Consider the following 21,579-nt stretch of genomic DNA (forward strand, 5'->3'; position numbering starts at 1 on the left):
CGGCCTTCAACCCGTGACGGGCGCCAGGTCCCGCCAGATCCGCCGCTGCGTGGCCGCGGACGGCGTCGGCACCCGCGGCTGCCACCGCAGCGCCATCCCGGCCTCTTCCGGCGTCGCGTCCGCCTTGAGCTGGTTGCAGGTCAGGCAGGCGGCGATCAGGTTGGCCCACGAGTTCGGCCCACCCCGCGACCGCGGCAGCACGTGGTCGACGGTGGTCGCGAAGTCACCGCAGTACCCGCAGGTGTTCTTGTCCCTGCGCAGCACGGCGGTCATCGACGCCACCGCGTGCTCGTCGAGGTCGCGGTGCGGCACCAGCACATAGTGGTTCAGCACGATCACCGTCGGCAGCGGCACGACCAGGTGCGCCGAGTGGATGGCCGCGCCCGATGCGTGCGCCTGGTGGATACGCGCCTTGTCCTTGACCACCAGCACGACCGCGTTCTCCCAGGACACCAGGTCGAGGGCTTCATACGATGCGTTCAGCACCAGCACCGCCGGGTACACGTTCATGGGCGAGCCCTCCTTCCTGGTGATGATCCGTTGAGCTACAGCGGCATTGGTGAAACAGGTACTCCGAGAGGGAATTGAACCCTCGCCCTGGACCTTATAAGGGTCCTGCTCTCACCAACTGAGCTATCGGAGCGAAAGGCGCTCTCCGTCAGGAACATTGGTGAACGACAACTGAATCAAAGACTGTCGGGCGCGGGCTTGTCAACACCAATAAATACGGACTGAACTGCGAAAACACCTTTTCCGGGCACGCCGAAAACTGGGCGCGTCAGGCGACGCGCTCAGCAGCCAGGATGAGTTCTGCAGATATTCGTGACGATTTCTCGGACGCCGCCCGCCCCGCACGCAGATCGCACGCCACATAGACCGAGCCGGTGGTACTCGGCTCGGCCTGGGCGCGGCGCTCGGCGGAGAGGAACATGCGACAACAGTAACGCCGGGCGCCACCGATTTAGGTGATAACTGTCAGCCGCGGCCAAATTAGAACGTGTTACAGAAATCCGCCCGATCGGGCGCGCACTCTTGTTACGGTGACGCCGAGAACAGAAATGAGGCCTGCATGATCCTGGACAAATTCCGACTCGATGATCAGGTGGCCGTGGTCACCGGGGCCGGTCGCGGACTCGGTGCCGCGATCGCCGTGGCATTCGCCGAAGCCGGTGCAGATGTGGTGATCGCGGCCCGTACCCGGTCGCAATTGGACGAGGTCGCCGCACAGGTCGCGGCGGTCGGCAGACGCGCACACGTGGTGGTCGCCGACCTCGCCCATCCGGAGTCCACCGCGGCACTGGCAGCCGAGGCCATCGAGGCTTTCGGGAAACTAGACATCGTCGTCAACAACGTCGGCGGCACCATGCCGGCCCCCCTGCTGGACACCTCCACCAAGGACCTCAAGGACGCGTTCACCTTCAACGTCGGGACCGCCCACGCCCTGACCGTCGCCGCCGTGCCGCTGATGCTGGAGCACTCCGGCGGCGGATCGATCATCAACATCACCTCGACGATGGGCCGGCTCTCCGGACGCGCGTTCGCCGCATACGGCACCGCCAAGGGCGCACTCGCGCACTACACCAGGCTGTCCGCGCTGGATCTCTGCCCACGCATCCGGGTCAACGCCATCGCCCCGGGCTCCATCCTCACCTCGGCGCTGGACATCGTGGCCTCCAATGACGCACTGCGCGACCCGATGGAGAAGGCCACCCCGATGCGCCGCCTCGGCGATCCCAGCGATATCGCCGCCGCCGCCGTGTATTTGGCGTCGCCCGCCGGCAGCTACCTGACCGGTAAGACCCTCGAGGTCGACGGCGGCCTGACCTTCCCCAACCTCGATCTGCCCATCCCCGACCTGTAAAGGAACGCCATGAGCATCAAAGTCGCCGCGATCGGCACCGGAAACGTGGGCCGGCACGCCCTCACCCAGCTGATCAACGATGCGCAGTACGAACTCACCGGAGTCTGGGTGTCCTCGGACGCCAAGGCCGGTAAGGACGCCGGGGAGCTTGCCGGGCTTGATGTTTCGACCGGCATCAAGGCCACCAACGACCTGGACGCCATCCTCGCCGACAAGCCGGATTGCGTCGTGTACACCGCGATGGCCGACAACCGGCTGCCCGACGCCCTGGAGGATTACCGCCGCATCCTGGCCGCCGGCGTGAACGTGGTGGCCAGTGCGGCGGTCTTCCTGCAGTACCCGTGGCAGGTGCTGCCCGCTGAACTGCTGGCACCGATCGAGAAGGCCGCCGAAGAAGGCGGCGCCAGCATCTTCGTCAACGGCATCGATCCCGGTTTCGCCAATGACCTTCTGCCCCTTGCCCTCGCGGGCACCTGCCAGACCGTCGAGCAGATCCGGTGCATGGAGATCGTCGACTACGCGACCTACGACAGCCCCACGGTGATGTTCGACGTGATGGGCTTCGGCAAGTCCCTCGACGATCTGCCCATGCTGCTGCAACCGGGCGTGCTCAGCCTGGCCTGGGGCTCGGTGGTGCGCCAGCTGGCCGCCGGGCTCGGCATCGAGCTCGACGAGGTCACCGAGACCCACGTCCGGATTCCGGCGCCGGAGGATTTCGAGATCGCGTCCGGCCACATCGCCGAGGGCACCACCGCGGCGATGCGTTTCGAGGTCCGCGGCATGGTCGGCGGCCATCCCGCCGTGGTGCTGGAGCACATCACCCGCTTGCGCGACGACCTGTGCCCGGAGTGGCCCCAGCCCGCCCAGGAGGGCGGCTCGTATCGCATCGAGGTCACCGGCGAACCGTCCTATGCCTTGGACCTGTGCCTGAGCAGCCGCAAGGGTGATCACAACCATGCCGGCCTGGTCGCCACCGCGGCGCGCGTGGTCAACGCAATACCAGCCGTCGTCGCGGCGGCTCCGGGCATCCGCACCACCCTGGACCTGCCGCTCATCACCGGCAAGGGGTTGTATTCTGGACAGTGAGCGCACAACTCACCAAGAGGCCTCGCCTATGAAGAACACACCTTTGTTGCTCCACATCTGGCTGCACTGACAGCCACCACCTCGTACACGGCCGCCTATCCATTCGGCGGTAGCTGACGGGCTCAAGCGCACGCCTGTGCGCACTCCCGTCGATATTCATGCCTGCCCCTGGCCGCGCCGACGTGTCGCGCCGATCAGCGGCGGCTTTCCCGGGGGCCTCCGTCAGGAGAGCATCATGCGAACAAGCCTTTTCGCACCCGTCATTCTCGTCGCCGCGGTGTCGTTTGCGCCCGCCGCAGCGGCCGTCCCGGACTGCGCACAGGTCGGTGTCACCACGACGCTGTGCACGCGACCCGGCCACGCCCAACTGTCTACCTACCCGGCACCGATGAACTACGGCCCCTGGCAGTGGTGGCAATGGGGCGGCGGCGGGTTCTACTTCGGTTGGTGACGCCCCGGCGAACTGAAATCGGAGGTTTTCGGCTACCCTAACTTTTCTATTCGATAGTCCGGATGGAGGAGAAGGGGAAGCGTGCTGCACGACACGACGCCCGCGCGGGCACGGCGGGGTTGGTTTCTGCTCGGACCGGCATTCGTGGCGGCCATCGCCTATGTCGACCCCGGCAACGTCGCCGCCAATGTCAGCGCCGGCGCCCAGTACGGCTTCCTGCTGGTCTGGGTGATCCTGGTCGCCAACATCATGGCGGGGCTGGTGCAGTTCCTGTCGGCCAAGCTCGGCCTGGTCACCGGGCGTTCGCTGCCCGAGGCCGTCGCCGATCACTCCCGCACCCGGACCCGGGTCGCCTACTGGCTGCAGGCCGAGTTGGTCGCCATGGCCACCGATCTGGCCGAGATCGTCGGTGGGGCGATCGCGCTGTACCTGTTGTTCGACCTGCCATTGCTGGTCGGCGGGGCCATCACCGGCGCGGTGTCGCTGGGGCTGCTGGCGATTCAGAACCGACGCGGCCAGCGGGTATTCGAGCGGGTGATCACCGGCCTGCTGCTGATCATCGCGATCGGCTTTCTCACCAGCCTGTTCGTCGCCCCACCATCGGCCGCCGATGTCGCATCCGGTCTGGTCCCCCGTTTCGACGGTGCCGAGAGCGTGCTGCTGGCCACCGCCATGCTCGGCGCCACCGTGATGCCGCACGCGGTGTACCTGCACTCCGGGCTGGCCCGCGACCGACACGGACACCCTGACGCCGGTCCGGCCCGAAAGCGGCTGCTGCGCATCACCAAATACGACGTCGGCCTGGCCATGCTGGTCGCCGGAGCGGTGAACCTGGCCATGCTGCTGGTCGCCGCGACCAACCTGCAGGGCATGGACAACACCGACTCCATCGAGGGCGCCCACGCTGCCGTCAGCAGTCAGCTCGGCCCGACCGTGGCGCTGTTCTTCGCGATCRGCCTGCTGGCGTCCGGGCTGGCCTCGACCTCGGTCGGCGCGTACGCCGGCGCCATGATCATGTCGGGGCTGCTCAAACGCAATTACCCACTGCTGTTGCGCCGCCTGGTCACCCTCATCCCCGCGCTGGTGATCCTCGCCATCGGCGTGGACCCCAGCCGCGCGCTGGTGCTCTCGCAGGTGGTGCTGTCCTTCGGTATCCCGTTCGCGCTCATCCCGCTGATCCGGCTGACCAGCAACCGGGCGCTGATGGGCGCCGATATCAACCACCGGGCGACCACGGCCCTAGGCTGGCTGGTGGCCGGTGTCATCACCGTGCTGAACGTTGTGTTGATCTACCTGACCATCCGAGGCTGACCCCTGAATGCAGTCCGACCACCTGTACTTCGCATACGGATCGAATCTGTGCGTGCAACAGATGGCCCGGCGCTGCCCGGACGCCACCGACCCCCGACCGGCCACCCTCGCCGACCATGACTGGCTGATCAACGAGCGCGGGGTGGCGACCGTCGAGCCGTTCGACGGTGCCGTCGTGCACGGGGTGCTCTGGCGGCTCAGCGACCACGATCTGAGCGTGCTGGACAGCGCCGAAGGCGTTCCGGTGCGCTACCGCCGCGACGAGCTCGTCGTGCACACCGCCGAGGGCCCCGGCCCGGCCTGGGTCTATATCGACCCGCGGGTCGAACCCGGACCGCCCCGGCCCGGCTATCTGGAACGCATCATCGACGGCGCCCGCCACCACGGGCTGCCGCAGCGCTGGGTCGATTTCCTGCACCGGTGGGATCCGGCGAGCTGGYCCCACCGCGACATCACCGATACCCCTGCACCGCAATCTCTTTCCGAACTTCTCACCGACCCGGACATCGTCGAGAGCAGCACCCTGGCCTCCCGGTTCGGGTTTCTTGCCATCCACGGCGGTGGGCTGGAACAGATGACCGATGTCATCGCCGACCGGGCCGCCCGGGCCTCCGGTGCCTCGCTGTACATGGTGCGCCACCCCGACCGCTACCCTCACCACCTGTCGTCGCGGCTCTACCGGCCCGCCGAGTCCGAGCAGCTCGCCGCCTTCCTCGACCACGTCGACACGGTGATCTCGCTGCACGGCTACGGCCGCATCGGCCGCAGCACCCAACTGCTGGCCGGCGGCGGCAACCGGGACCTCGCCGCGCATCTGGCGCGACACCTGCAGGTGCCCGGCCACCATGTGGTCACCGACCTCGAGGCGATGCCGCGGGAGCTGCGCGGGCTGCACCCGGACAACCCGGTGAACCTGCCCCGTGGCGGTGGCGTGCAGCTCGAACTGCCGTCGCGGGTGCGCGGCACCAGCCCGCGCAGCGGGTTGCCCGACGCCGACGGCATCACCCCGGCGACCGCGGCGCTGATCGACGGACTGTCCGCCGCAGCGAGAGCCTGGTCACTCCCGTCTTGACGGTGAGCTCCGCGTCGCACCGACCCATCCATTTTCCGCACCGCTCCGAATACAAATCGTGGAACGAAATGACCTCACCGGCCGCTCGGTCGCCGTCATCGGCAGCGGTGTCGCCGGGCTGACCGCCGCGTACGTCCTGTCCGCACACAACCGGGTCACCCTGTTCGAGGCCGATGTCCGCCTCGGCGGCCACGCCCACACCCACCTGGTCGACGACGGGCGGGGCAACCCGGTCGCCGTCGACACCGCATTCCTGGTGCACAACGACCGCACCTACCCCACGTTGTGCAGGCTGTTCGACGAGCTCGGCGTGCAGACCCACGACACCGACATGTCGATGTCGGTGCGCGACGACAGCATCGGGCTGGAGTACGCCGGCGCCCGCGGGGTGGGTGGACTGTTCCCGTCCCTGTCGAACCTGACCCGGCCGCGGTATCTGCGCATGCTGGCCGAGGTCACCCGGTTTCACCGGGCGGCCAGCGACCTGCTCGGCTTCGGCGACCCACACGACACCGTGACCTTGGGGGCGTTCCTGGAGCGCAACAGGTTCTCGGACTACTTCATCGAGCACTTCATGACACCGCTGGTGGCGGCGGTCTGGTCGTGCGCCCCCGGCGAAGCCCTGCGCTACCCCGCGCGCTACCTGTTCATGTTCCTCGACCACCACGGCATGCTGACGGTGTTCGGTTCGCCGACCTGGAAGACCGTGGTCGGCGGCTCGGCCAGCTATGTGTCCGCCGTCGCCGAACGCGTGCACGAGGTGGTGCTCGGGTCACCGGCCGGGTCGGTGCGCCGCAACGAACACGGCGTGCAGGTCACCACCGGAGCAGGCGGCCCCCGGCAGTTCGATGCCGCGGTGATCGCCACCCACCCCGATCAGGCCCTGCTGGCGCTGGCCGAACCCACCCCCCGGGAACGCGACATCCTCGGCGTGATCGGCTACTCCGCCAACCACGCTCAGCTGCATACCGACACCTCCCTGCTGCCGACCCGGGCCCGCGCGCGGGCGTCCTGGAATTACCTCGCCACCGGAGGGGACGGGCCGGTGCTGGTGACCTACGACATCAGCCGGCTGATGGGGCTGACCGGAGAGCGACGATTCATGGTCACCCTGGGCGGGCGCGAACGGGTGGATCCGGCCACCGTGATCGCCGAGATGATCTACGACCACCCGCTGTACACACCGGAATCGGTTGCCGCCCAACGTCTGCTGCCGACCCTGAACGACGACCGGGTGGTGTTCGCCGGCGCATACCACGGCTGGGGCTTCCACGAGGATGGTGCGGCCGCCGGTCTGCGCGCCGCCGAACGTCTGGGCGCCCGCTGGCCTTCCACGCCGGAGCAGGAGTCGGTGTCATGCTGACTCCGTCGCTGTACCGCACCCGGATCAGCCATATCCGGCACGCCCCGGTGCGGAAGGGATTCGAGCATCGCAGCTACACCTGGTACGTCGATATCGACGAACTGCCCCAGCTGCCGATCTGGTTGCGGCCCTTCGCCGTTTTCCGCGCGCAGGACCACTTTTCGGCACCCGCGGATCAGCAGTCGACGCTGCGTGAACGGGTCGACGACTTCCTGGCCGCCAACGACATCGACCCGGTCGACGGCCAGGTCACCGCGCTGTTGCACGCCCGGGTGCTCGGCTACGTCTTCAACCCGATCAGTGTCTTCTGGTGCCATGACGCCGCCGGGTTGTTGCAGCACGTCATCGTCGAGGTGCACAACACCTACGGCGGTCGCCACGCATATCTGTTGCCGCCCACCGAATCCGGACCGACGGCCGTCACCAAGAGCTTCTACGTCTCCCCCTTCAACGAGGTCGAGGGCTACTACCTGGTCGATGCGCCGCGGCCCGACGCCACCGCGGATCTCGCGATCTCCTGGCACCGCAGCAACAAGCTGGTGTTCGCCGCGTCGCTGCACGGGCAGCGCATGCCGGCATCGGCGCTGGATGTCGCGCGGATGCAGCTGGTGGCGCCGGTCGCGCCCCTGATGGGCGCACTGCAGATCCGGCTGCACGGTATCGCGCTCTGGCTGCGCGGCCTGCCCGTCATACCCCGCACCATCACCATGTCCGAGACCAGGAAGGCCACGCACTGATGACGCTGGAGACCACCGACAGCACCGAGGCTCAGGCGAATTCCACTCGGTGGGCACAGATCGCGAGAGCACCCCGCGGCCCGGTCAGCGCCGTGCAGGGACACATCGCCGGGGCTCTGCTACGGCGGGCGGTGCGCCAACTCCCGATACGGCTGGAACACCCGGACGGATCCGTCCTGGGCGCCGCCGATCCCACCCTGCCCACCATGACATTGCACCGGCCCGAGGCGTTGTTCCGCCGGGTCGGCCGATACGGACTCATCGGATTCGGCGAGTCCTACATGGCCGGCGACTGGACCTCCAACGACCTGCCTGCATTGCTCACCGAGTTCGCCTCCTCCGTCGATGTTCTGATACCGCCTGTGCTACAACGACTTCGACCCCTTGCCGTGGTGCGGCACCCGCGGTCCATGCACAACAGCCCGGCCCAGTCGCGGCGCAACATCGCCGAGCATTACGATCTGTCCAACGCACTGTTCGCCGAGTTCCTCGACGAGACGATGACGTACTCCAGCGCGCTGTTCGGAGTCACCCACCCGCAATGGCGCGATCTGGCCGACGGCCAGCGCGCGAAGATCGACCGACTGCTCGACGCCGCCCAGGTGCACGCCGGCAGCCGGGTGCTCGAAATCGGCACCGGGTGGGGCGAATTGGCGATCCGGGCGGCGGCACGCGGTGCCCACGTGCACAGCATCACGCTGTCCTCCGAGCAACTCGAACTCGCCCGTCGGCGCGCCGACGAAGCCGGCGTCGGCGACCGTGTGCACATCGAATTGCGGGACTACCGCAGCGTCGAGGGCCGCTATGACGCCGTCGTCTCGGTGGAGATGATCGAAGCCGTCGGATATCGCTTCTGRCCGACGTTCTTCCAGACCCTGGAGAAGCTGGTGCTGCCGGGCGGGCGCGTCGCGCTGCAGGCCATCACCATGCCGCACGACCGAATGCTGGCCTCCCGCAACACCCACACCTGGATCCAGAAATACATCTTCCCCGGCGGGCTGCTGCCCTCGGTGGAGGCGGTCGTCGGGATCACCGAACGCTGCACCGGACTGCGCACCATCGACATGTACTCGCTGCAGCACGATTACGCCGAAACCCTGCGGTTGTGGCGCGAACGCTTCCTGCAGCGCTCGGCGGCCCTGGCGGCGCTGGGCTTCGACGACACCTTCCAGCGCATGTGGGAGCTCTATCTCGCTTACTCGGAGGCAGGATTCCGCTCCGGGTACCTCGACGTCTACCAGTGGACGTTCGCCCCGACCGGAGGCCGTCGATGAGCAATGCGAAATACCGGTGTTGCAGACCGTGACCGCGTCCGTGCCCGCTAGGCTACGGAACGTGACGGCAGACCTCGACGCGTTGCTGCGCCGGGTGGCGCAACGCGATGTCGATGCTTTCGCCGAGTTCTACGACCACACCCGGTCCCGGGTGTACGGGCTGGTCACCCGGGTTCTGCGGGACCCCGGCTACAGCGAGGAAACCACCCAGGACATCTATCTCCAGGTGTGGCGCAACGCCTCGGACTACAACCCGTCGGCCGGTTCGCCCATGTCCTGGCTGATGACCGTCGCCCACCGGCGGGCCGTGGACCGGGTGCGCTCCGAACAGGCCGCCACCGACCGGGAGGCCCGCTACGGCGCGGCCACCGTCGAACTGCCCGTCGACCAGGTCTCCGAGGGCGTCCTCCAACGCGAGGAATACCAGCAGGTCGCGGCGTGTCTGGGAGCGCTGACCGACCGGCAGCGCGAGTGCATCCAGTTGGCCTACTACGAGGGCCTCACCTACGTCCAGGTCTCCAGTCGGTTGTCGGCGAACCTGGCCACCATCAAGTCACGGATGCGCGATGCCATCCGCGGACTGCGCAACTGCCTGGGTACCGCATGACCACGCCGCACGAGGATCTCCTGGCCGTGGCGACGGCGTACGCGCTCAACGCCGTCGACGACGCCGAGCGCGCCGACATCGAGCGCCGGGTCCGGGCGGCTCCCGACGATGTCTCCGCGGCATTCGCCGTCGAGGTGCGCCAGGTCCGCGAGGCGATGGCCGTGGTGTCCGCGACGACCGCCGCCGAACCTCCCGCGCACCTGCGCGAGCGCCTGCTCGAATCGATCACCGCCGATCAGGCACCGCAGACAGCCGAGGTGCGGCAACTGCGGCCGGCGCGGCGGCGCTGGACCACGGCGGTCGCCGCCGCGGCGGCGGCCATCGTCATCGGCGTGGGCACGTTCGGCGTCGGGTGGTGGCTGCGCCCGGTGCCCACCGAGACCACCGCCGAACAGATTTTCGCCGCACCCGACGTCCGCACCGTTTCCGGCCAGATCCCGACCGGCGGCACCGCGACCGTGGTGTTCTCCCGTGAACGCAACGCCGGTGTGCTGGTGATGAACAACGTCGAACCGCCTACGACCGGCACGGTCTATCAGATGTGGCTGATCGACACGGAGGGAGCGCACTCGGCCGGTGTGATGGACGCCGGCGCGATCGCCCCGTCGACCACCGCGGTGCTGCCCGATCTCGGCTCCTCGACCACCCTGGCGTTCACCGTGGAACCCGGTTCGGGCTCCGACCGACCCACCAGCACGCCGTTCGCCTCACTGCCGCTGAGCTGAGCGCGCTAACGTCGGATCATGCCCCGCGACTTCCGGTTCGGTCTCAGCCTGCGCGACACCTCCTCGGCGGCCAAAGTCCGCGACGCCGCCCGGCTGGCAGAGGACCTCGGCTACGACGTGCTGTTGGTGCCCGACCATCTCGGTGCACCCGCCCCGATCCCGGTGCTGGCCACCGCCGCCGCGGCCAGCGAGACGCTGCGGCTGGGGACGTTCGTGTTGAATGCCTGCTTCTACAAACCGGCCCTGCTGGCCCGCGATGTCGGTGCGCTGCACGACCTGTCCGGGGGCCGGTTCGAGGTTGGTCTGGGCGCCGGGTACGTCCGCGAGGAGTTCGAGGCCGCCGAACTGCCCTTTCCGTCGGCACGTCAGCGCATCGAATACCTGGAGCATGTCGTCGAGTACCTCGCCGAGCATGTGCCCGGCGCACCCATCATGATCGCCGGTGGCGGTGACCGGCTGCTCACGGTGGCCGGTAGGTGGGCGTCCATCGTCGGTGTCACCGGGAATCCGGTCGCCGAACGCATCGCGTTCCTGCGGGAGGTGGCCGGCGCCCGGTTCGACGACATCGAGTTGAACCTGGCGATCACCGCCGTGCCCGCGGACGGCTCCGGGCTGCCGAACCTGGCGATGACCCGCCGCTACGCCCCGGACCTGAGCGATGAGCAGCTGCTGGCACTTCCCGGCGTGCTGTCCGGTTCGGTGACCGAGATGGCCGACAAGGTGCGCGGGCTGCGCGATACCTACGGGGCCAACTATCTGGTGGTGCAGGCCGGTCACGCCGAAGTGTTCGGGAAGGTCATCGCCGAACTTCGGTAGCGGCGTCCTCGATGCGCTGACGCACCCTGGGGTTTCCGGAATTGACAGCGGGGTAAACCCCATCAGGTTCCGCGGCTGACAGGGGTGCACATGAACGACTCCGCAGCCGACGACGACGGGCACAACGACCTGGTGGCCCAGCCGCACACCCAGGATGAAGGCCCGGTCGCCGAGGCGGAAATCCAAGCGGCAGAGATGACTTCGCCCGAACAACCGCTCGGGGAACCGGGCAAGAAGTTCGACCGGCGATCCCCCTTCTTCATCGGCCTGGCCGGCTCGGCAGGGGTGGCCGTCACCTACGGCGCCGTGTACATCCTGGCTTCCCTGTCATCGATTCTGACCATCATCGGCGTCGCGTTCTTTCTCGCACTGGGCCTGGAACCGGTGGTCTCCTGGCTGGTCAACCGCGGGCTGCCGCGGTGGCTGTCGACGGCGCTGGTCTTCGTGGTCTTCGTCGCCGGGCTCGGCGCGTTCGCCGCCGCAGCATTCCCGCCACTGTTCGCCCAGATCACCGATCTGGTCAATCGCGCACCGCTGTATATGCAACAGGCGCAGGATCATTCGTCGTTCATCGGCAGGCTCAACGACCGCTTCCAACTCCAGCAACGGATCACCGATGCGGTCAACGGCATGGACAGCTCGGCGCTGAACCAGGTGGTCAGCGCGGGCACCGCTGTCCTCGAAGGAGTCACCGACACCCTGATCGCCATCGTGCTCACGCTCTACTTCCTGGCGGACATGCCGCGGATCCGCAGCACCATCTACCGGCTGGTGCCGCACACCCGGCGCCCGCGCGCCATCCTGATCGGCGACGAGGTGTTCGCCAAGGTGGGCGCCTACGTCCTGGGGAACGTGACGATATCGCTGCTCCTGGGAGCGGCCACGTTGATCTGGCTGGCTGCCTTCGATGTGCCCTATCCGCTGCTGCTGGCGATCCTTGTCGCCATCCTCGACCTGGTGCCCGTCGTCGGATCCACCATCGCCGGAATCGTGGTCGGCGCCGTGGCACTGACCGTCTCCATACCGGTGTGCCTGGCCACCATCGTCTTCTACATCGCATTCCAGATGATCGAGGACTACGTGCTGGTACCCAGGATCATCGGCCGGGCCGTGCATGTACCGGCCTTGACCACCGTCGTCGCCGTGCTCATCGGCGCCTCGCTGTTGGGCGTGGTCGGCGCACTCGTCGCCATCCCCATTGCCGCCGCACTGCAGCTGATCGTCCAGGAAGTGCTCTACCCGCGCCTGGACAGTGTCTGATCGGTCTCACATTTCGGTGCATGGTGGCACAGCCCACTGGCGTGATCGGGTTTGGCGGTTCAGGACCAGGGAACCCCATGAGAGGAAACGAAGTGACTGCCGACAGGCGGGTTCACGGTGCGGCTGAGTCAGTAGCGCACCACATATAAAGCGAAGAAGGAGTCCGATATGGCTGAGAACAATGGTGCCGCCGAAGGTATCTCGGGTGTCGTCGAAGGTGTCAAGGGCAAGGTCAAGGAGGCGGCGGGCGCCGTCACCGGCAATGACAACCTGCGCCGTGAGGGCGAGGCCCAGCAGGACAAGGCCGACGCGCAACGCGACGTAGCCAAGAAGGAAGCGGAGGCAGAAGCCGCTCGCGGGTCTGCTGAGGCCAACGAGGCCCGTCAGAAGGCCGAGCAGGACTAGCAACACAGTTTTGGCACTTGGGGGACAGTCCATAAGGGCTGTCCCCCAAGTCGTGTCTGGGCGTCATCTGCCCGTGGGTCGCCGGTGGCGTGAGCGGGCCGGGTCACCCGTGAACTAGACTTTTGCACGCCTGCCCCGGCAGGTCCCCGCCCCCGTAGCTCAGGGGATAGAGCACGGCTCTCCTAAAGCCGGTGTCGCATGTTCGAATCATGCCGGGGGCACTCAGCTGCGATGCAGTTCAAGGCCGGTTTCGACCCTGGACCAGGCCGTGGACGTAGCAACTACCGATATGCAGTGCACTCACCACCGCACCAAGCCCGGTGATCTGGCTCAGGATCTCGCAGAACTACGGCGTCATCCACGGCGGTGGAGCGAGTTCAAATCCGGGCGATGATGGCTTGAAACGACGGGCTGGCCACGCCTTCGGCCGAGCGCCTTCCTTGGCGGAGCCATAGGGAGGTGATGTCGTGACTGCCAGTCGTCATCGCGACATCCAGCCACCGTCGACCGACAGCGCAGTTCCCGTGACGTAGGCCGACGCCTCGGACGCCAGATATACCACCGCGCCGGCGAGGTCTGCGGGAGTGCCCCAACGGCCGGCCGGGATACGGTTGAGCATCTTCTCGGCCTTTGTCGGATCGTCGCGGTGCGCTGCGGTCAGTTCGGTTTCCATGTAGCCGGGTGCAATGGCGTTGACTCGGATGCCCTGCGGTGCCCACTCGTTGGCCAGTGCGCGGGTGATACCGAGAAGGCCGTGTTTGGAGGCCGCGTAGGACGGCACCTCGAATCCGCCCTGGAACGAGTTCACCGAGCCGACGTTGATCACGCTTGCCGGGGTCAGGGCTGCGTGTGCGGCCTGCGCGAACGCCTGAGACAGCAGAAACGGGGTTGTCAGGTTCAGATCGAGGACCGCCGACCAGTCTGAGGCGGCGGTCTGCGCCGCCGGCCCACGACGGATGATGCCCGCGTTGTTCACCAGGATCGAAGCCGCCCCGAGTTGGTCTTGGCTGTACGCCACCAAATCCGCCGCGCGTTGAGGTGTCAGCCCGCTGAGATCGGCACAGTGCTCGACACAGCGGACACCGCGCGACCTGATGTTCGCCGAGACCGCGGCGAGGTCCCCGACATCGATCACCACGATGTCAGCACCCGCCTCGGCCAACGCCACCGCGAGCGCAGTTCCCAGTCCGCGAGCTGCACCGGTCACGATGGCGACCCGTCCTTGCAATCCGAAACTGTCCAACACGGAAGGTGTTGTTGCGGTGGTCATTTGTGTACTCCTCGGGACTGATCCATGAACGCGGGCGGGTGCTACTTCTGCAGGGCTGCGTCCAGCACCCGGTCGTGGTCGAGTGAACTTCCCTTGGTTTCTTTGGCGAAGCACACGGCGATCACGGTGACGACAGCCAGGACCGCAAGATAGACGCTGACCGCCAGGGTGTTGCGTTCCTCGACAGAGCCCAACAGCCACACCGCAATGAAGGGCGCGAGGCCACCGGCGAAGACCGAGGCGAGCTGGTAGCCCAGCGATGCCCCGCTGTAACGCACGCTGGTGCCGAACAACTCGGAGAACATCGCGGCTTGCGGTGCGTACATCAGCGTCGTGAAGATCAGGCCGATGAAGATGGCGGCGGCAATGAGGGTTGGGTTCTCGGTGTCGATCAGCGGGAAGAAGGCGAATCCCCACAGGCCCACTCCCACTGCGCCGGTGAAGTACAGCGGGCGGCGGCCGATGCGATCCGACAGTGCTCCGACAAGCGGTGTGAGGAAGAACTGCGCGACTGATGCGATGAGAACGCCGGAAATGGCGGCGCTCTTGGGCAGGTCCAAGTAGGTGACCATGTAGGTCATCACGACGATCGTGAAGATGTAGTACGAGGTGTTCTCGGCCAGGCGCAGACCCATCGCGATCAGCACCTCTCGCGGGTACTTGCGCAGCACCTCGATGATCGGCGCGTGCTCGCTCTTGTGGTTCTCCAGGGCGACCTTGTTGGCGGCAAAGACCGGTGACTCTTCGATGCTCAACCGGATCCACAGCCCGATGAGGACGAGCGCGGCGCTGAGCAGGAACGGCACCCGCCATCCCCAGGCGTCGAAGCTCTCATCGCTCTGAAATATCGCCAGCGCCCACAGCACGCCAGCGGAGAGCAGGTTGCCCAGCGGTACGCCGGCCTGGGTCCAGGAGGTCCAGAAACCGCGGCGGCTGTTGTCGCCGTGCTCGGCGGCCATCAGTACCGCCCCGCCCCATTCGCCGCCGACCGCGAAGCCCTGCATGAGCCGGCACACGATAAGCAGTATCGGCGCCGCGATCCCGATGCTGGCGTATGTCGGGAGCAGTCCGATCGCGAAGGTCGCGACGCCCATCATCAGGAGGCTGATGACCAGCATTTTCTTGCGGCCGATCTTGTCGCCGTAGTGCCCGAAGATGATGCCGCCCACCGGCCGCGCGAAGAATCCGACTGCGAAGGTGGCGAATGCCAACAACGTGGCGGTGGCGGGTTCGTTGCCGGGGAAGAACAGCGGCCCGAAGACCAGTGCTGCCGCCGATCCGTAGAGGAAAAAGTCATACCACTCCACGGCGGTGCCGATCATGCTCGCAAAGGCGACCTTCGCGATCGGGGTTCTTCCGCGAGTGTGTTCCGCATGGGCGGCTGCGATGTCGGAGGTGGGCATTGTCAGTCCTTTCGAGAGGTATGCGAGCGTGCAGAGTCAGGGAATGAGAACGACTTTCATGTGATCGCCGGTAGCGGCGCGTTCGAGCGCTCGATGTCCTTCCTTGAGCGGGATCTCCGTGACGAGTCGGCGCCAGGGGGCAAGGTTGCTCGACATCGCAAGTACCGCTGCCTGGTAGTCCGGCTTGGTCGATCCGTAACTTCCCTGTACGCGAATCTCCTTGCGCGTGAGCGCATTGAAGTCGATCCCGCCGGGGCGGGCGAAGAGCCCTACGACCGAGACCGGGCTGCCGGGGAGCACCGTGGCGACCGCTGTGTCAAGGGCGTGGGTGGATCCGGACGCCTCGACCCAGGCGGTGGGCGTAAACGGCAATGCCTCGCCGGAGACCGCCGTCCGAATACCCAGCGACCGCGCGAGCGGTAGCCGCGACGCCTCGTCGCCGCTGACACCGGTCAGCACGACGTCGTGGCCGCGCTGGGCCAACACCAGTGCCGCCATCGTGCCGATCGGCCCCGGACCTGACACCACCACCTTCGCCGGACCGTCGACTGCATCGTGAACATGTGCGACGGCACGGCACGCGACCGACAGCGGTTCGGTGAGTGCGACAACCGACGCAGTTAAGGTTTCGTCGACCTCAACGAGTCGGACCTCTGCGACAACGAATGATTCTGCGGCAGCACCATCGAAGGAAAGTCCCAATACTGATCGGCGCGTACAGATTTGACGAAGGCCGCTGACGCATAAATCACACGATCCGCATCCGTCGATGGCCACCGGCACGACCCGCTTGCCCAACCATCCCGGGTCTACGCCATCGCCGATTGCCTCCACCCGGCCGACCGCCTCGTGCCCCAGAGTGACCGGCGGTGCCATCCACTCGTAGCCCCGATCATGCCGCCAGGCATGCACGTCGCTTCCGCACAGGCCGCAGGCCTGTGTACGAACGCGCACCTGCCCTGGGCCCGGCTCGGGCTTGTCGACGTCAGCCAGCCTGACGTCGCCCGGAACTGCGCTGTTCTTGACCAGAGCTCTCATATCAAGACCTGCAACTTTCGTTCGCGTCAGCGGATGAACTGGTCCACGTAGTCGGCGCCCAGACCCACGGCGCGGTAGTGGTCGCGCGCCTTGTCGATCTTGCTGAAGACGTCCTCGATGCCCACGGTGTTGCCATCGACGTCGACGTAGATGTAGGCGCCGCTCACGTGGAACAGGGTTGCCATCTCCGAGACGTCCTGCGGGACCTCGAGTGTGTGGATGTCACCGGGCGGCTCGAAGGCATACGTGCCCTCTTCGGCCCACCAGTCGTACTCCAGGTAGTGCCAGCGTCCCCGCAACGTGAATGCGTGCACCGCGCCGGCATGTCGGTGGCGCGACAGGATTCCCGAGCGTCGCACCCGCAGGATGTTGACGAAGTAGCCCTGGCTTGCCGCCAGCACCAAAGGCCGGAATGCGACGTCCTGGGACTGCGGCACCCACAGTCGCTCGTCGACATCGAGATCCAGCGCTCCAGGGACAAGCAGATCCTCGCTCATGCCATAGGGCYTCGGCCCCGAATACGGGACTGCCGCCTCGTTCTTCATGTCGACCGACACGTTCATCGCTACTCCTTCACTTAATCGGATAAGTCACCGTAGCGCGCTGTGTGCCAGAACACAAGCAGCAGCTTTTCTGGATGTGAACACTTCATTGATGCACGTGAGAGGACCGCTGACCTGTTGAGATGCACTCGCGACCCACCAGCACTTGCGAACTGGCCGGACTTAACCGAATTAGTTTCCGAACCCGCAGCTCCGACCACTGCGCGCCCGAACTTAACCGCGCACTTAACCGGCTAAGCTTCTTTCGTGGCTACCGACACCCCAGCGGGTAAACGACGGCGAAAGCCGCGTACCGCTGAGACCCCTGGGCGGACGCGCGTGACGATGTATGACGTCGCTCGCGAGGCCGGGGTATCTGGTGCGGCGGTCTCCTACGCACTCCGGGGTGTGCCCGGTGTGAGCGACGAGGTGCGCGAGCGAATCCTCCGTGTCGCAGAGGAACTCGGTTTCCGACCCAGTCGACTGGCCCGCGAACTTCAAGCGGGGACCACCAAGACCATCGGGCTGCTGCTGGCCGATATCGCCAATCCCGTGTACACCGAGATCGCCGGCGGCGTGGTCGCCGCGGCCGCCGAAGAAGGGTATGAAGTCTTCGTCTCCCACGTCGGCGTCGACGGGTCGCGTCAGTCCGAGGTCGCACTGGCCCAAGTCGACCGAAAGAGCAGTGGACTGATTTTCACCTCACTCACCCCCGGCGACAAACCGCTGCTCGCCAAACTGCACAGCGAGAAGGTGCCGTTCGTGCAGCTCTACCGCCGCGTAGCCGATGACACCTCCGACTGGGTGGGCATCGACGACTACGCCGGGGCTTCCGAAATGGCATCGCACGTCGCCGCCACAGGACGACGAAAGATCGCCATTCTCGGCGGTCCCGACAGCTCGAGCGTGTCAGTCAACCGTGTCAATGGATTCCGTGACGCTTTGGACAAGGCCAACCTCGCCGCTGTGAACGAACCCAACGTCTGGGGTGAACTCACTCGCGCATCTGGCGCCTTGCGCGCCCGCGCGCTCTTCGCCGAACATCCCGATGCCGACGCAGTGATCGGTGGCAATGACCTCATCGCGATGGGCGTCATGGACGTGTGCCGCGAGATCGGCAAGAGGATTCCAGAAGATCTGGCACTCACCGGTTTTGATGACATGAGCTTCTCCAGTGCCGGGCCTCTGCAGCTGACTACGGTGACCGTCCCTCGGGATCTGATGGGACGTCGTGCGGTGCGCCTTCTCCTGCGACGAATCACGGGCGACGAGAGCCCTGCGCAGGCCGAACAGCTGCCGTATACCGTCGAAATCCGAGAGACCACGGTTCCGCGGCGCTGATGCTCCACCGTAGGCAGGCGCCGCTCATACCGATGTGCGTGCCCGCGTTGACTATCGACAACGTGTGCCTATCCGGCCTTGCTGCTATTGCTCTGGCGGATCAAATGATTCGAACAGGAAACTTCGACGTAGTGGTACCACCCCATGCTCGAAGAGAACGTCGCCACTGCCGCCGAGATCGATGCCTTGGTCTCCAATTCCTTCGGCTTTCGGCTCGCCCTCTTCGGTCCCTTCGCCATCGCCGACATGGCCGGCCTCGACGTCTACCAAGGCGGATTTCGCATCATGCCAGGTAGGTTCCCCTTGGCCGACTGACGCAGCCGGACCGCGGCCATCGACAGCTGTGCAAGTCATCTGGAAGAGTACGCATGTTTGCGGTTGGATCGCCTGACTTGAGACTTCGAGAATCTCTCCTCTGCTGCCGCGCCGCCCCTTTCAGGTAGGAAGAGTCACGAACTTGCTGGGCCAGCGAAGACGCGGCACCCGTGCACGTCCGGCTCGTACGCGAGTTCTTCGTAGATGCGCTCAACAAGAAGCAACTCGGCGCGTTCACGCAGATATCGAGGGTGCTGCTCGAACATCTCGACGAGCGTTTGTGCGACGTCTTAGACGACGAGGGTTGAGTCCGCTCGCCAGGGTAGCCGGCACCTCAGCGGGGTGACCGCTTCCCCACAGCCGCGGCCAGGACGGTCTCCGCGATCTGCCGCCCCACCCCTGCCCGATCGGCCGGACCTCCGCGCAGCCGCATGGCGAGCTCACCGGTGACGACCGTGAGCAGCGCTTCAGCCAGGCCGCGCGGGTCCGCGCACGGCAGCGGCTCCGCAAGTCGCCGCAGCGTGTGGCGCAGGTGATCGGTATCGCGATCGACCGCGGCGGCGATCTCCGCGGAGGGGTTCGCATACTCGGCGGCGGCACCCAGGAAGGCGCACCACCGCGATCCGTGCGGTGTGCCGGCGAAAGCGTCCAACGCGTCGAAGACCGCCAGCAGACGCTGCTCGTCGGTGCGCGCGGCGTCGATGGCGTCGTCCCACACCTGCTGCCATCGCTGCTGGCGGCGCTCCAGGGCGGCGGCAACCAGCGCTTCTTTGCTTCGAAAGCCCCGGTACAGGGTGGCCGCCGACACCCCGGCTCGCGCAAGCACCGCGTCCACCGAGGTGGCTTCAATACCCGAGGTGAACATCAGGTCATCGACCGCATCGAGCAGCTTGTCCTCCGAGCCCTTGCGCATCGGCATGTCCGACACTCTAAACTCGAAGAAGTGAAACGGTCGTTTTCGTTTGGGTCCGGACGAGGAATGTTCGTCGTGGTGTTCGGGACGTGTTTCATCGCCGCCACGTACGGGTTGGTGCGACTGGCGTACGGCTTGTTCCTCCCCGACATTCAACGTGAGCTCGATCTGAGCGCAGCGGGGGCGGGCTACATCTCGTCGGGTTCCTCGCTCGTCTACTGCCTGGCTGCCGTCGCCGGCTTCGCTCTCGGCCACCGATCACCACGCGCCCTGATCGTGGCCGCCGCCATCACCGCCTGTGCCGGCGTGTGGGGCATGGCGGCCGCCGGTAACGTCACCGCATTCGGCCTCGCAGCCGTATTGAGTTCTGCCGGTGCGGGTTTCGCCTCGCCGGCGCTGGTGACGATCGTGCACCGCAATGTCGATGCCCGGCACGCCGACGGCGCACAGTCGGTGGTCAACGCCGGCACCGGGCCGGGCCTGGTCGGCGCCGCCGTGTTGGCGGTGCTGGTCGCCTCGCAATGGAGGATCGCCTGGATGGTGACCGGAGTCGTGACCGCCGGCGTCGCCATGGCCGTACTGGCCGCCGACCGGCGACCTCCCGTCCAAACATCCACGCGCTCAAAGACTTCGCTCACCCCGTCGCCATCGTGGTGGGCCGACCACCGGAACGCCATCGTCGCGGCAACGCTCATGGGAGCCGGCTCTGCCGCGGTGTGGACATACGGACGCAGCATTCTCGTCGACGCCGGCACCACCTCCGAGCGCGGCACCGTGAGCGCCTGGCTGGCACTCGGCATCGGCGCGACCGCCGTGATCGTCACCGCTGCACTGATGGTGAAGCTGTCCGCCACGGCGGCCTGGATGCTCAGTTGCACCGTGATGACGGTTGCCTTGCTACTGCTGGCCTTCGCGCCACAGTTCAGGCTGGTGGCCCTGCTGGCCTACCTCGTGTTCGGGTGGGGTTTCATTGCCGCAACGTCGTCCCTCATCGCGTGGACGTCGGCCATCGATCCCGCCAACTCCGCGGCGGGCACCGCAATACTGTTCGTGGCCCTGGTCTTTGGGCAGGCCATCGGTGCCACCGCACTCGGGTCCATCGTCACCGCCACGGGTTTCGGCGCCGCCTTCGTCGCGGCAGCAGTGGTGTCCGCCACGGCGATCGGGATTGCCGCGCGGGACCGGGCCGCGGTGTCTCAGGGCCCTACGCGGTAGTGGCTGGCGATGGCGATGCGGTTCCAGCCGTTCATCTCCACGGCCAACCAGCTGATGGCGGCGATCTGCTGCTTGGACAGCGCCGCCTCGACGTCGACGGCGGGAGCCGCAGAGGTGTGCTCGTCGGCGATCCGGGTGATCCGTTCGGCCAGGGTGAGCGCGGCCTGCTCCTGCTCATCGAAGTATTGCGATTCCCACCAGGCCGGCAGCACGGCGAGGCGATCGGCCGTCTCGCCGGCCGCGATGGCGTCGCGGGTATGCATCCGCAGGCAGAACGCGCAGCCATTGATCTGTGAGACCCGAATCTTGACCAGCTCGACCAGCAGCGCCGTCAGGCCGGCAGCTTCGGTCGCGTCCTTGACCTTGGCGTCGAACGCCGCGAAGGCCTCGTACGGGGCGGAGAACTGCTTACTGATGTTGACCTTCGGGAGCATGGTGTCTTCCTAATCCTCGGCGGAACGTTCACCTATATGACTCGGGTGCCCGCCGGATTGTGACACCCATCGGCCGTTGCGCGACGTAACCGTCAATACCTTGGGGTCCAAGATCAGGTATCTGGGTAAGGTCTTAGGCG

At 66.5% G+C, this 21,579-nt stretch carries 24 protein-coding genes, 2 tRNA genes and 1 pseudogene; 18 read left to right on the forward strand and 9 right to left on the reverse strand.

Annotated elements, in window-relative coordinates:
• Positions 1 to 6 precede the first annotated feature (6 nt).
• From AC1DTF_RS04190 to AC1DTF_RS04200, 3 genes are all read right to left on the reverse strand, one after another.
• Entirely contained in the window at positions 7 to 510 is a 504-nt protein-coding gene (locus AC1DTF_RS04190; protein ID WP_477473158.1) for an HNH endonuclease, read from the reverse strand.
• A gap of 59 nt (positions 511 to 569) precedes the next feature.
• A tRNA-Ile gene (locus tag AC1DTF_RS04195) sits at positions 570 to 643 on the reverse strand.
• Between the two features lie 135 nt (positions 644 to 778).
• Positions 779 to 931: a hypothetical protein gene (locus AC1DTF_RS04200; protein ID WP_477473159.1), complete on the reverse strand. Its 153-nt coding sequence runs from the start codon at positions 929 to 931 to the stop codon at positions 779 to 781.
• A 138-nt stretch (positions 932 to 1,069) separates the two neighbouring features.
• On the opposite strand from AC1DTF_RS04200, the gene AC1DTF_RS04205 reads away from it, so the two are divergent.
• The 14 genes from AC1DTF_RS04205 to AC1DTF_RS04270 all read left to right on the forward strand — a co-directional run bounded on the left by AC1DTF_RS04205 (position 1,070) and on the right by AC1DTF_RS04270 (position 13,189).
• On the forward strand, positions 1,070 to 1,861 hold the full coding sequence (locus tag AC1DTF_RS04205) for an SDR family oxidoreductase (protein WP_057168401.1): 792 nt from the start codon (positions 1,070 to 1,072) through the stop codon (positions 1,859 to 1,861).
• 9 nt (positions 1,862 to 1,870) lie between these two features.
• On the forward strand, positions 1,871 to 2,947 hold the full coding sequence (locus tag AC1DTF_RS04210) for an NAD(P)H-dependent amine dehydrogenase family protein (RefSeq protein WP_477473160.1): 1,077 nt from the start codon (positions 1,871 to 1,873) through the stop codon (positions 2,945 to 2,947).
• Between the two features lie 235 nt (positions 2,948 to 3,182).
• Entirely contained in the window at positions 3,183 to 3,398 is a 216-nt protein-coding gene (locus AC1DTF_RS04215; protein ID WP_477473161.1) for a hypothetical protein, read from the forward strand.
• A gap of 81 nt (positions 3,399 to 3,479) precedes the next feature.
• On the forward strand, positions 3,480 to 4,709 hold the full coding sequence (locus AC1DTF_RS04220) for an Nramp family divalent metal transporter (protein ID WP_477473162.1): 1,230 nt from the start codon (positions 3,480 to 3,482) through the stop codon (positions 4,707 to 4,709).
• Positions 4,710 to 4,716: 7 nt separating this feature from the next.
• Positions 4,717 to 5,781 (forward strand): poly-gamma-glutamate hydrolase family protein, encoded by a 1,065-nt coding sequence (locus AC1DTF_RS04225; RefSeq protein WP_477473163.1) that lies wholly within the window; start codon positions 4,717 to 4,719, stop codon positions 5,779 to 5,781.
• Positions 5,782 to 5,839: 58 nt separating this feature from the next.
• Positions 5,840 to 7,144 (forward strand): NAD(P)/FAD-dependent oxidoreductase, encoded by a 1,305-nt coding sequence (locus AC1DTF_RS04230; protein ID WP_057168405.1) that lies wholly within the window; start codon positions 5,840 to 5,842, stop codon positions 7,142 to 7,144.
• Complete coding sequence (locus AC1DTF_RS04235; RefSeq protein WP_477473164.1) at positions 7,138 to 7,881, forward strand: DUF1365 domain-containing protein; 744 nt, start codon at positions 7,138 to 7,140, stop codon at positions 7,879 to 7,881. The genes AC1DTF_RS04230 and AC1DTF_RS04235 overlap by 7 nt, the downstream gene beginning before the upstream one ends.
• Positions 7,881 to 9,155: a class I SAM-dependent methyltransferase gene (locus AC1DTF_RS04240; RefSeq protein WP_477473165.1), complete on the forward strand. Its 1,275-nt coding sequence runs from the start codon at positions 7,881 to 7,883 to the stop codon at positions 9,153 to 9,155. The genes AC1DTF_RS04235 and AC1DTF_RS04240 overlap by 1 nt, the downstream gene beginning before the upstream one ends.
• Positions 9,156 to 9,183: 28 nt before the next feature.
• Positions 9,184 to 9,762 (forward strand): sigma-70 family RNA polymerase sigma factor, encoded by a 579-nt coding sequence (locus AC1DTF_RS04245; RefSeq protein WP_057168612.1) that lies wholly within the window; start codon positions 9,184 to 9,186, stop codon positions 9,760 to 9,762.
• Entirely contained in the window at positions 9,759 to 10,487 is a 729-nt protein-coding gene (locus AC1DTF_RS04250; RefSeq protein ID WP_477473166.1) for an anti-sigma factor, read from the forward strand. Before AC1DTF_RS04245 ends, AC1DTF_RS04250 begins: the two co-directional genes overlap by 4 nt.
• 18 nt (positions 10,488 to 10,505) lie before the next feature.
• The gene (locus AC1DTF_RS04255; RefSeq protein WP_057168409.1) at positions 10,506 to 11,303 is read left to right on the forward strand and encodes a TIGR03621 family F420-dependent LLM class oxidoreductase; all 798 of its coding nucleotides are present in this window, start codon (positions 10,506 to 10,508) and stop codon (positions 11,301 to 11,303) included.
• Between the two features lie 90 nt (positions 11,304 to 11,393).
• Complete coding sequence (locus AC1DTF_RS04260; RefSeq protein WP_477473167.1) at positions 11,394 to 12,563, forward strand: AI-2E family transporter; 1,170 nt, start codon at positions 11,394 to 11,396, stop codon at positions 12,561 to 12,563.
• A 168-nt stretch (positions 12,564 to 12,731) separates the two neighbouring features.
• Complete coding sequence (gene mbp1, locus AC1DTF_RS04265) at positions 12,732 to 12,968, forward strand: microaggregate-binding protein 1 (protein ID WP_057168412.1); 237 nt, start codon at positions 12,732 to 12,734, stop codon at positions 12,966 to 12,968.
• Between the two features lie 148 nt (positions 12,969 to 13,116).
• Positions 13,117 to 13,189 (forward strand) — tRNA-Arg (locus AC1DTF_RS04270).
• Positions 13,190 to 13,449: 260 nt separating this feature from the next.
• On the opposite strand, the gene AC1DTF_RS04275 is transcribed toward AC1DTF_RS04270, so the two are convergent.
• Genes AC1DTF_RS04275 through AC1DTF_RS04290 form a run of 4 tightly spaced genes read right to left on the reverse strand, consistent with a single transcriptional unit; the run spans position 13,450 to position 17,242 of the window.
• Complete coding sequence (locus AC1DTF_RS04275; protein WP_477473168.1) at positions 13,450 to 14,238, reverse strand: SDR family oxidoreductase; 789 nt, start codon at positions 14,236 to 14,238, stop codon at positions 13,450 to 13,452.
• A gap of 41 nt (positions 14,239 to 14,279) precedes the next feature.
• The gene (locus tag AC1DTF_RS04280; protein WP_477473169.1) at positions 14,280 to 15,641 is read right to left on the reverse strand and encodes an MFS transporter; all 1,362 of its coding nucleotides are present in this window, start codon (positions 15,639 to 15,641) and stop codon (positions 14,280 to 14,282) included.
• Positions 15,642 to 15,677: 36 nt separating this feature from the next.
• Positions 15,678 to 16,679 carry a zinc-dependent alcohol dehydrogenase gene (locus tag AC1DTF_RS04285; protein WP_477473170.1) on the reverse strand — a complete coding sequence of 334 codons (1,002 nt, stop codon included), beginning with the start codon at positions 16,677 to 16,679 and terminating at the stop codon, positions 15,678 to 15,680.
• A 26-nt stretch (positions 16,680 to 16,705) separates the two neighbouring features.
• Positions 16,706 to 17,242 carry a 2,4'-dihydroxyacetophenone dioxygenase family protein gene (locus tag AC1DTF_RS04290; protein ID WP_477473171.1) on the reverse strand — a complete coding sequence of 179 codons (537 nt, stop codon included), beginning with the start codon at positions 17,240 to 17,242 and terminating at the stop codon, positions 16,706 to 16,708.
• A gap of 324 nt (positions 17,243 to 17,566) precedes the next feature.
• Between AC1DTF_RS04290 and AC1DTF_RS04295 the strand changes: the two genes are divergently transcribed.
• From AC1DTF_RS04295 to AC1DTF_RS04305, 3 genes and pseudogenes are all read left to right on the forward strand, one after another.
• Complete coding sequence (locus AC1DTF_RS04295; protein ID WP_477473172.1) at positions 17,567 to 18,562, forward strand: LacI family DNA-binding transcriptional regulator; 996 nt, start codon at positions 17,567 to 17,569, stop codon at positions 18,560 to 18,562.
• Positions 18,563 to 18,588: 26 nt separating this feature from the next.
• Positions 18,589 to 18,699 (forward strand): annotated as a pseudogene (locus AC1DTF_RS04300) (thiolase family protein); the annotation flags it as partial.
• A 7-nt stretch (positions 18,700 to 18,706) separates the two neighbouring features.
• Positions 18,707 to 18,877 (forward strand): 3-hydroxyacyl-CoA dehydrogenase family protein, encoded by a 171-nt coding sequence (locus tag AC1DTF_RS04305; RefSeq protein WP_477473173.1) that lies wholly within the window; start codon positions 18,707 to 18,709, stop codon positions 18,875 to 18,877.
• Between the two features lie 334 nt (positions 18,878 to 19,211).
• On the opposite strand, the gene AC1DTF_RS04310 is transcribed toward AC1DTF_RS04305, so the two are convergent.
• A complete protein-coding gene (locus tag AC1DTF_RS04310) occupies positions 19,212 to 19,796 on the reverse strand; it encodes a TetR/AcrR family transcriptional regulator (protein ID WP_477473174.1) in 585 nt (194 codons plus the stop codon).
• Between the two features lie 24 nt (positions 19,797 to 19,820).
• Between AC1DTF_RS04310 and AC1DTF_RS04315 the strand changes: the two genes are divergently transcribed.
• Positions 19,821 to 21,005 carry an MFS transporter gene (locus AC1DTF_RS04315; protein WP_477473175.1) on the forward strand — a complete coding sequence of 395 codons (1,185 nt, stop codon included), beginning with the start codon at positions 19,821 to 19,823 and terminating at the stop codon, positions 21,003 to 21,005.
• On the opposite strand, the gene AC1DTF_RS04320 is transcribed toward AC1DTF_RS04315, so the two are convergent.
• Positions 20,987 to 21,439, reverse strand: a complete 453-nt coding sequence (locus tag AC1DTF_RS04320; protein WP_477473176.1) for a carboxymuconolactone decarboxylase family protein — start codon at positions 21,437 to 21,439, stop codon at positions 20,987 to 20,989. The two genes, AC1DTF_RS04315 and AC1DTF_RS04320, sit on opposite strands and share 19 nt — an antisense overlap.
• Between the last annotated feature and the right edge of the window lie 140 nt (positions 21,440 to 21,579).

The organism is Mycobacterium sp. P4_H6 (genome assembly GCF_056400845.1).

What these genes read in the sequence shown, in the direction of transcription:
- AC1DTF_RS04215 (WP_477473161.1), top strand. Translation starts at nt 3,183, where the DNA reads ATGCGAACAAGCCTTTTCGCACCCGTCATTCTCGTCGCCGCGGTGTCG.
- AC1DTF_RS04320 (WP_477473176.1), bottom strand. Translation starts at nt 21,439, where the DNA reads ATGCTCCCGAAGGTCAACATCAGTAAGCAGTTCTCCGCCCCGTACGAG.
- AC1DTF_RS04205 (WP_057168401.1), top strand. Translation starts at nt 1,070, where the DNA reads ATGATCCTGGACAAATTCCGACTCGATGATCAGGTGGCCGTGGTCACC.
- AC1DTF_RS04190 (WP_477473158.1), bottom strand. Translation starts at nt 510, where the DNA reads ATGAACGTGTACCCGGCGGTGCTGGTGCTGAACGCATCGTATGAAGCC.
- AC1DTF_RS04260 (WP_477473167.1), top strand. Translation starts at nt 11,394, where the DNA reads ATGAACGACTCCGCAGCCGACGACGACGGGCACAACGACCTGGTGGCC.
- AC1DTF_RS04200 (WP_477473159.1), bottom strand. Translation starts at nt 931, where the DNA reads ATGTTCCTCTCCGCCGAGCGCCGCGCCCAGGCCGAGCCGAGTACCACC.
- AC1DTF_RS04310 (WP_477473174.1), bottom strand. Translation starts at nt 19,796, where the DNA reads ATGCCGATGCGCAAGGGCTCGGAGGACAAGCTGCTCGATGCGGTCGAT.
- AC1DTF_RS04285 (WP_477473170.1), bottom strand. Translation starts at nt 16,679, where the DNA reads ATGAGAGCTCTGGTCAAGAACAGCGCAGTTCCGGGCGACGTCAGGCTG.
- AC1DTF_RS04235 (WP_477473164.1), top strand. Translation starts at nt 7,138, where the DNA reads ATGCTGACTCCGTCGCTGTACCGCACCCGGATCAGCCATATCCGGCAC.
- AC1DTF_RS04275 (WP_477473168.1), bottom strand. Translation starts at nt 14,238, where the DNA reads ATGACCACCGCAACAACACCTTCCGTGTTGGACAGTTTCGGATTGCAA.
- AC1DTF_RS04295 (WP_477473172.1), top strand. Translation starts at nt 17,567, where the DNA reads ATGTATGACGTCGCTCGCGAGGCCGGGGTATCTGGTGCGGCGGTCTCC.
- mbp1 (WP_057168412.1), top strand. Translation starts at nt 12,732, where the DNA reads ATGGCTGAGAACAATGGTGCCGCCGAAGGTATCTCGGGTGTCGTCGAA.
- AC1DTF_RS04210 (WP_477473160.1), top strand. Translation starts at nt 1,871, where the DNA reads ATGAGCATCAAAGTCGCCGCGATCGGCACCGGAAACGTGGGCCGGCAC.
- AC1DTF_RS04250 (WP_477473166.1), top strand. Translation starts at nt 9,759, where the DNA reads ATGACCACGCCGCACGAGGATCTCCTGGCCGTGGCGACGGCGTACGCG.
- AC1DTF_RS04305 (WP_477473173.1), top strand. Translation starts at nt 18,707, where the DNA reads ATGCTCGAAGAGAACGTCGCCACTGCCGCCGAGATCGATGCCTTGGTC.
- AC1DTF_RS04255 (WP_057168409.1), top strand. Translation starts at nt 10,506, where the DNA reads ATGCCCCGCGACTTCCGGTTCGGTCTCAGCCTGCGCGACACCTCCTCG.
- AC1DTF_RS04280 (WP_477473169.1), bottom strand. Translation starts at nt 15,641, where the DNA reads ATGCCCACCTCCGACATCGCAGCCGCCCATGCGGAACACACTCGCGGA.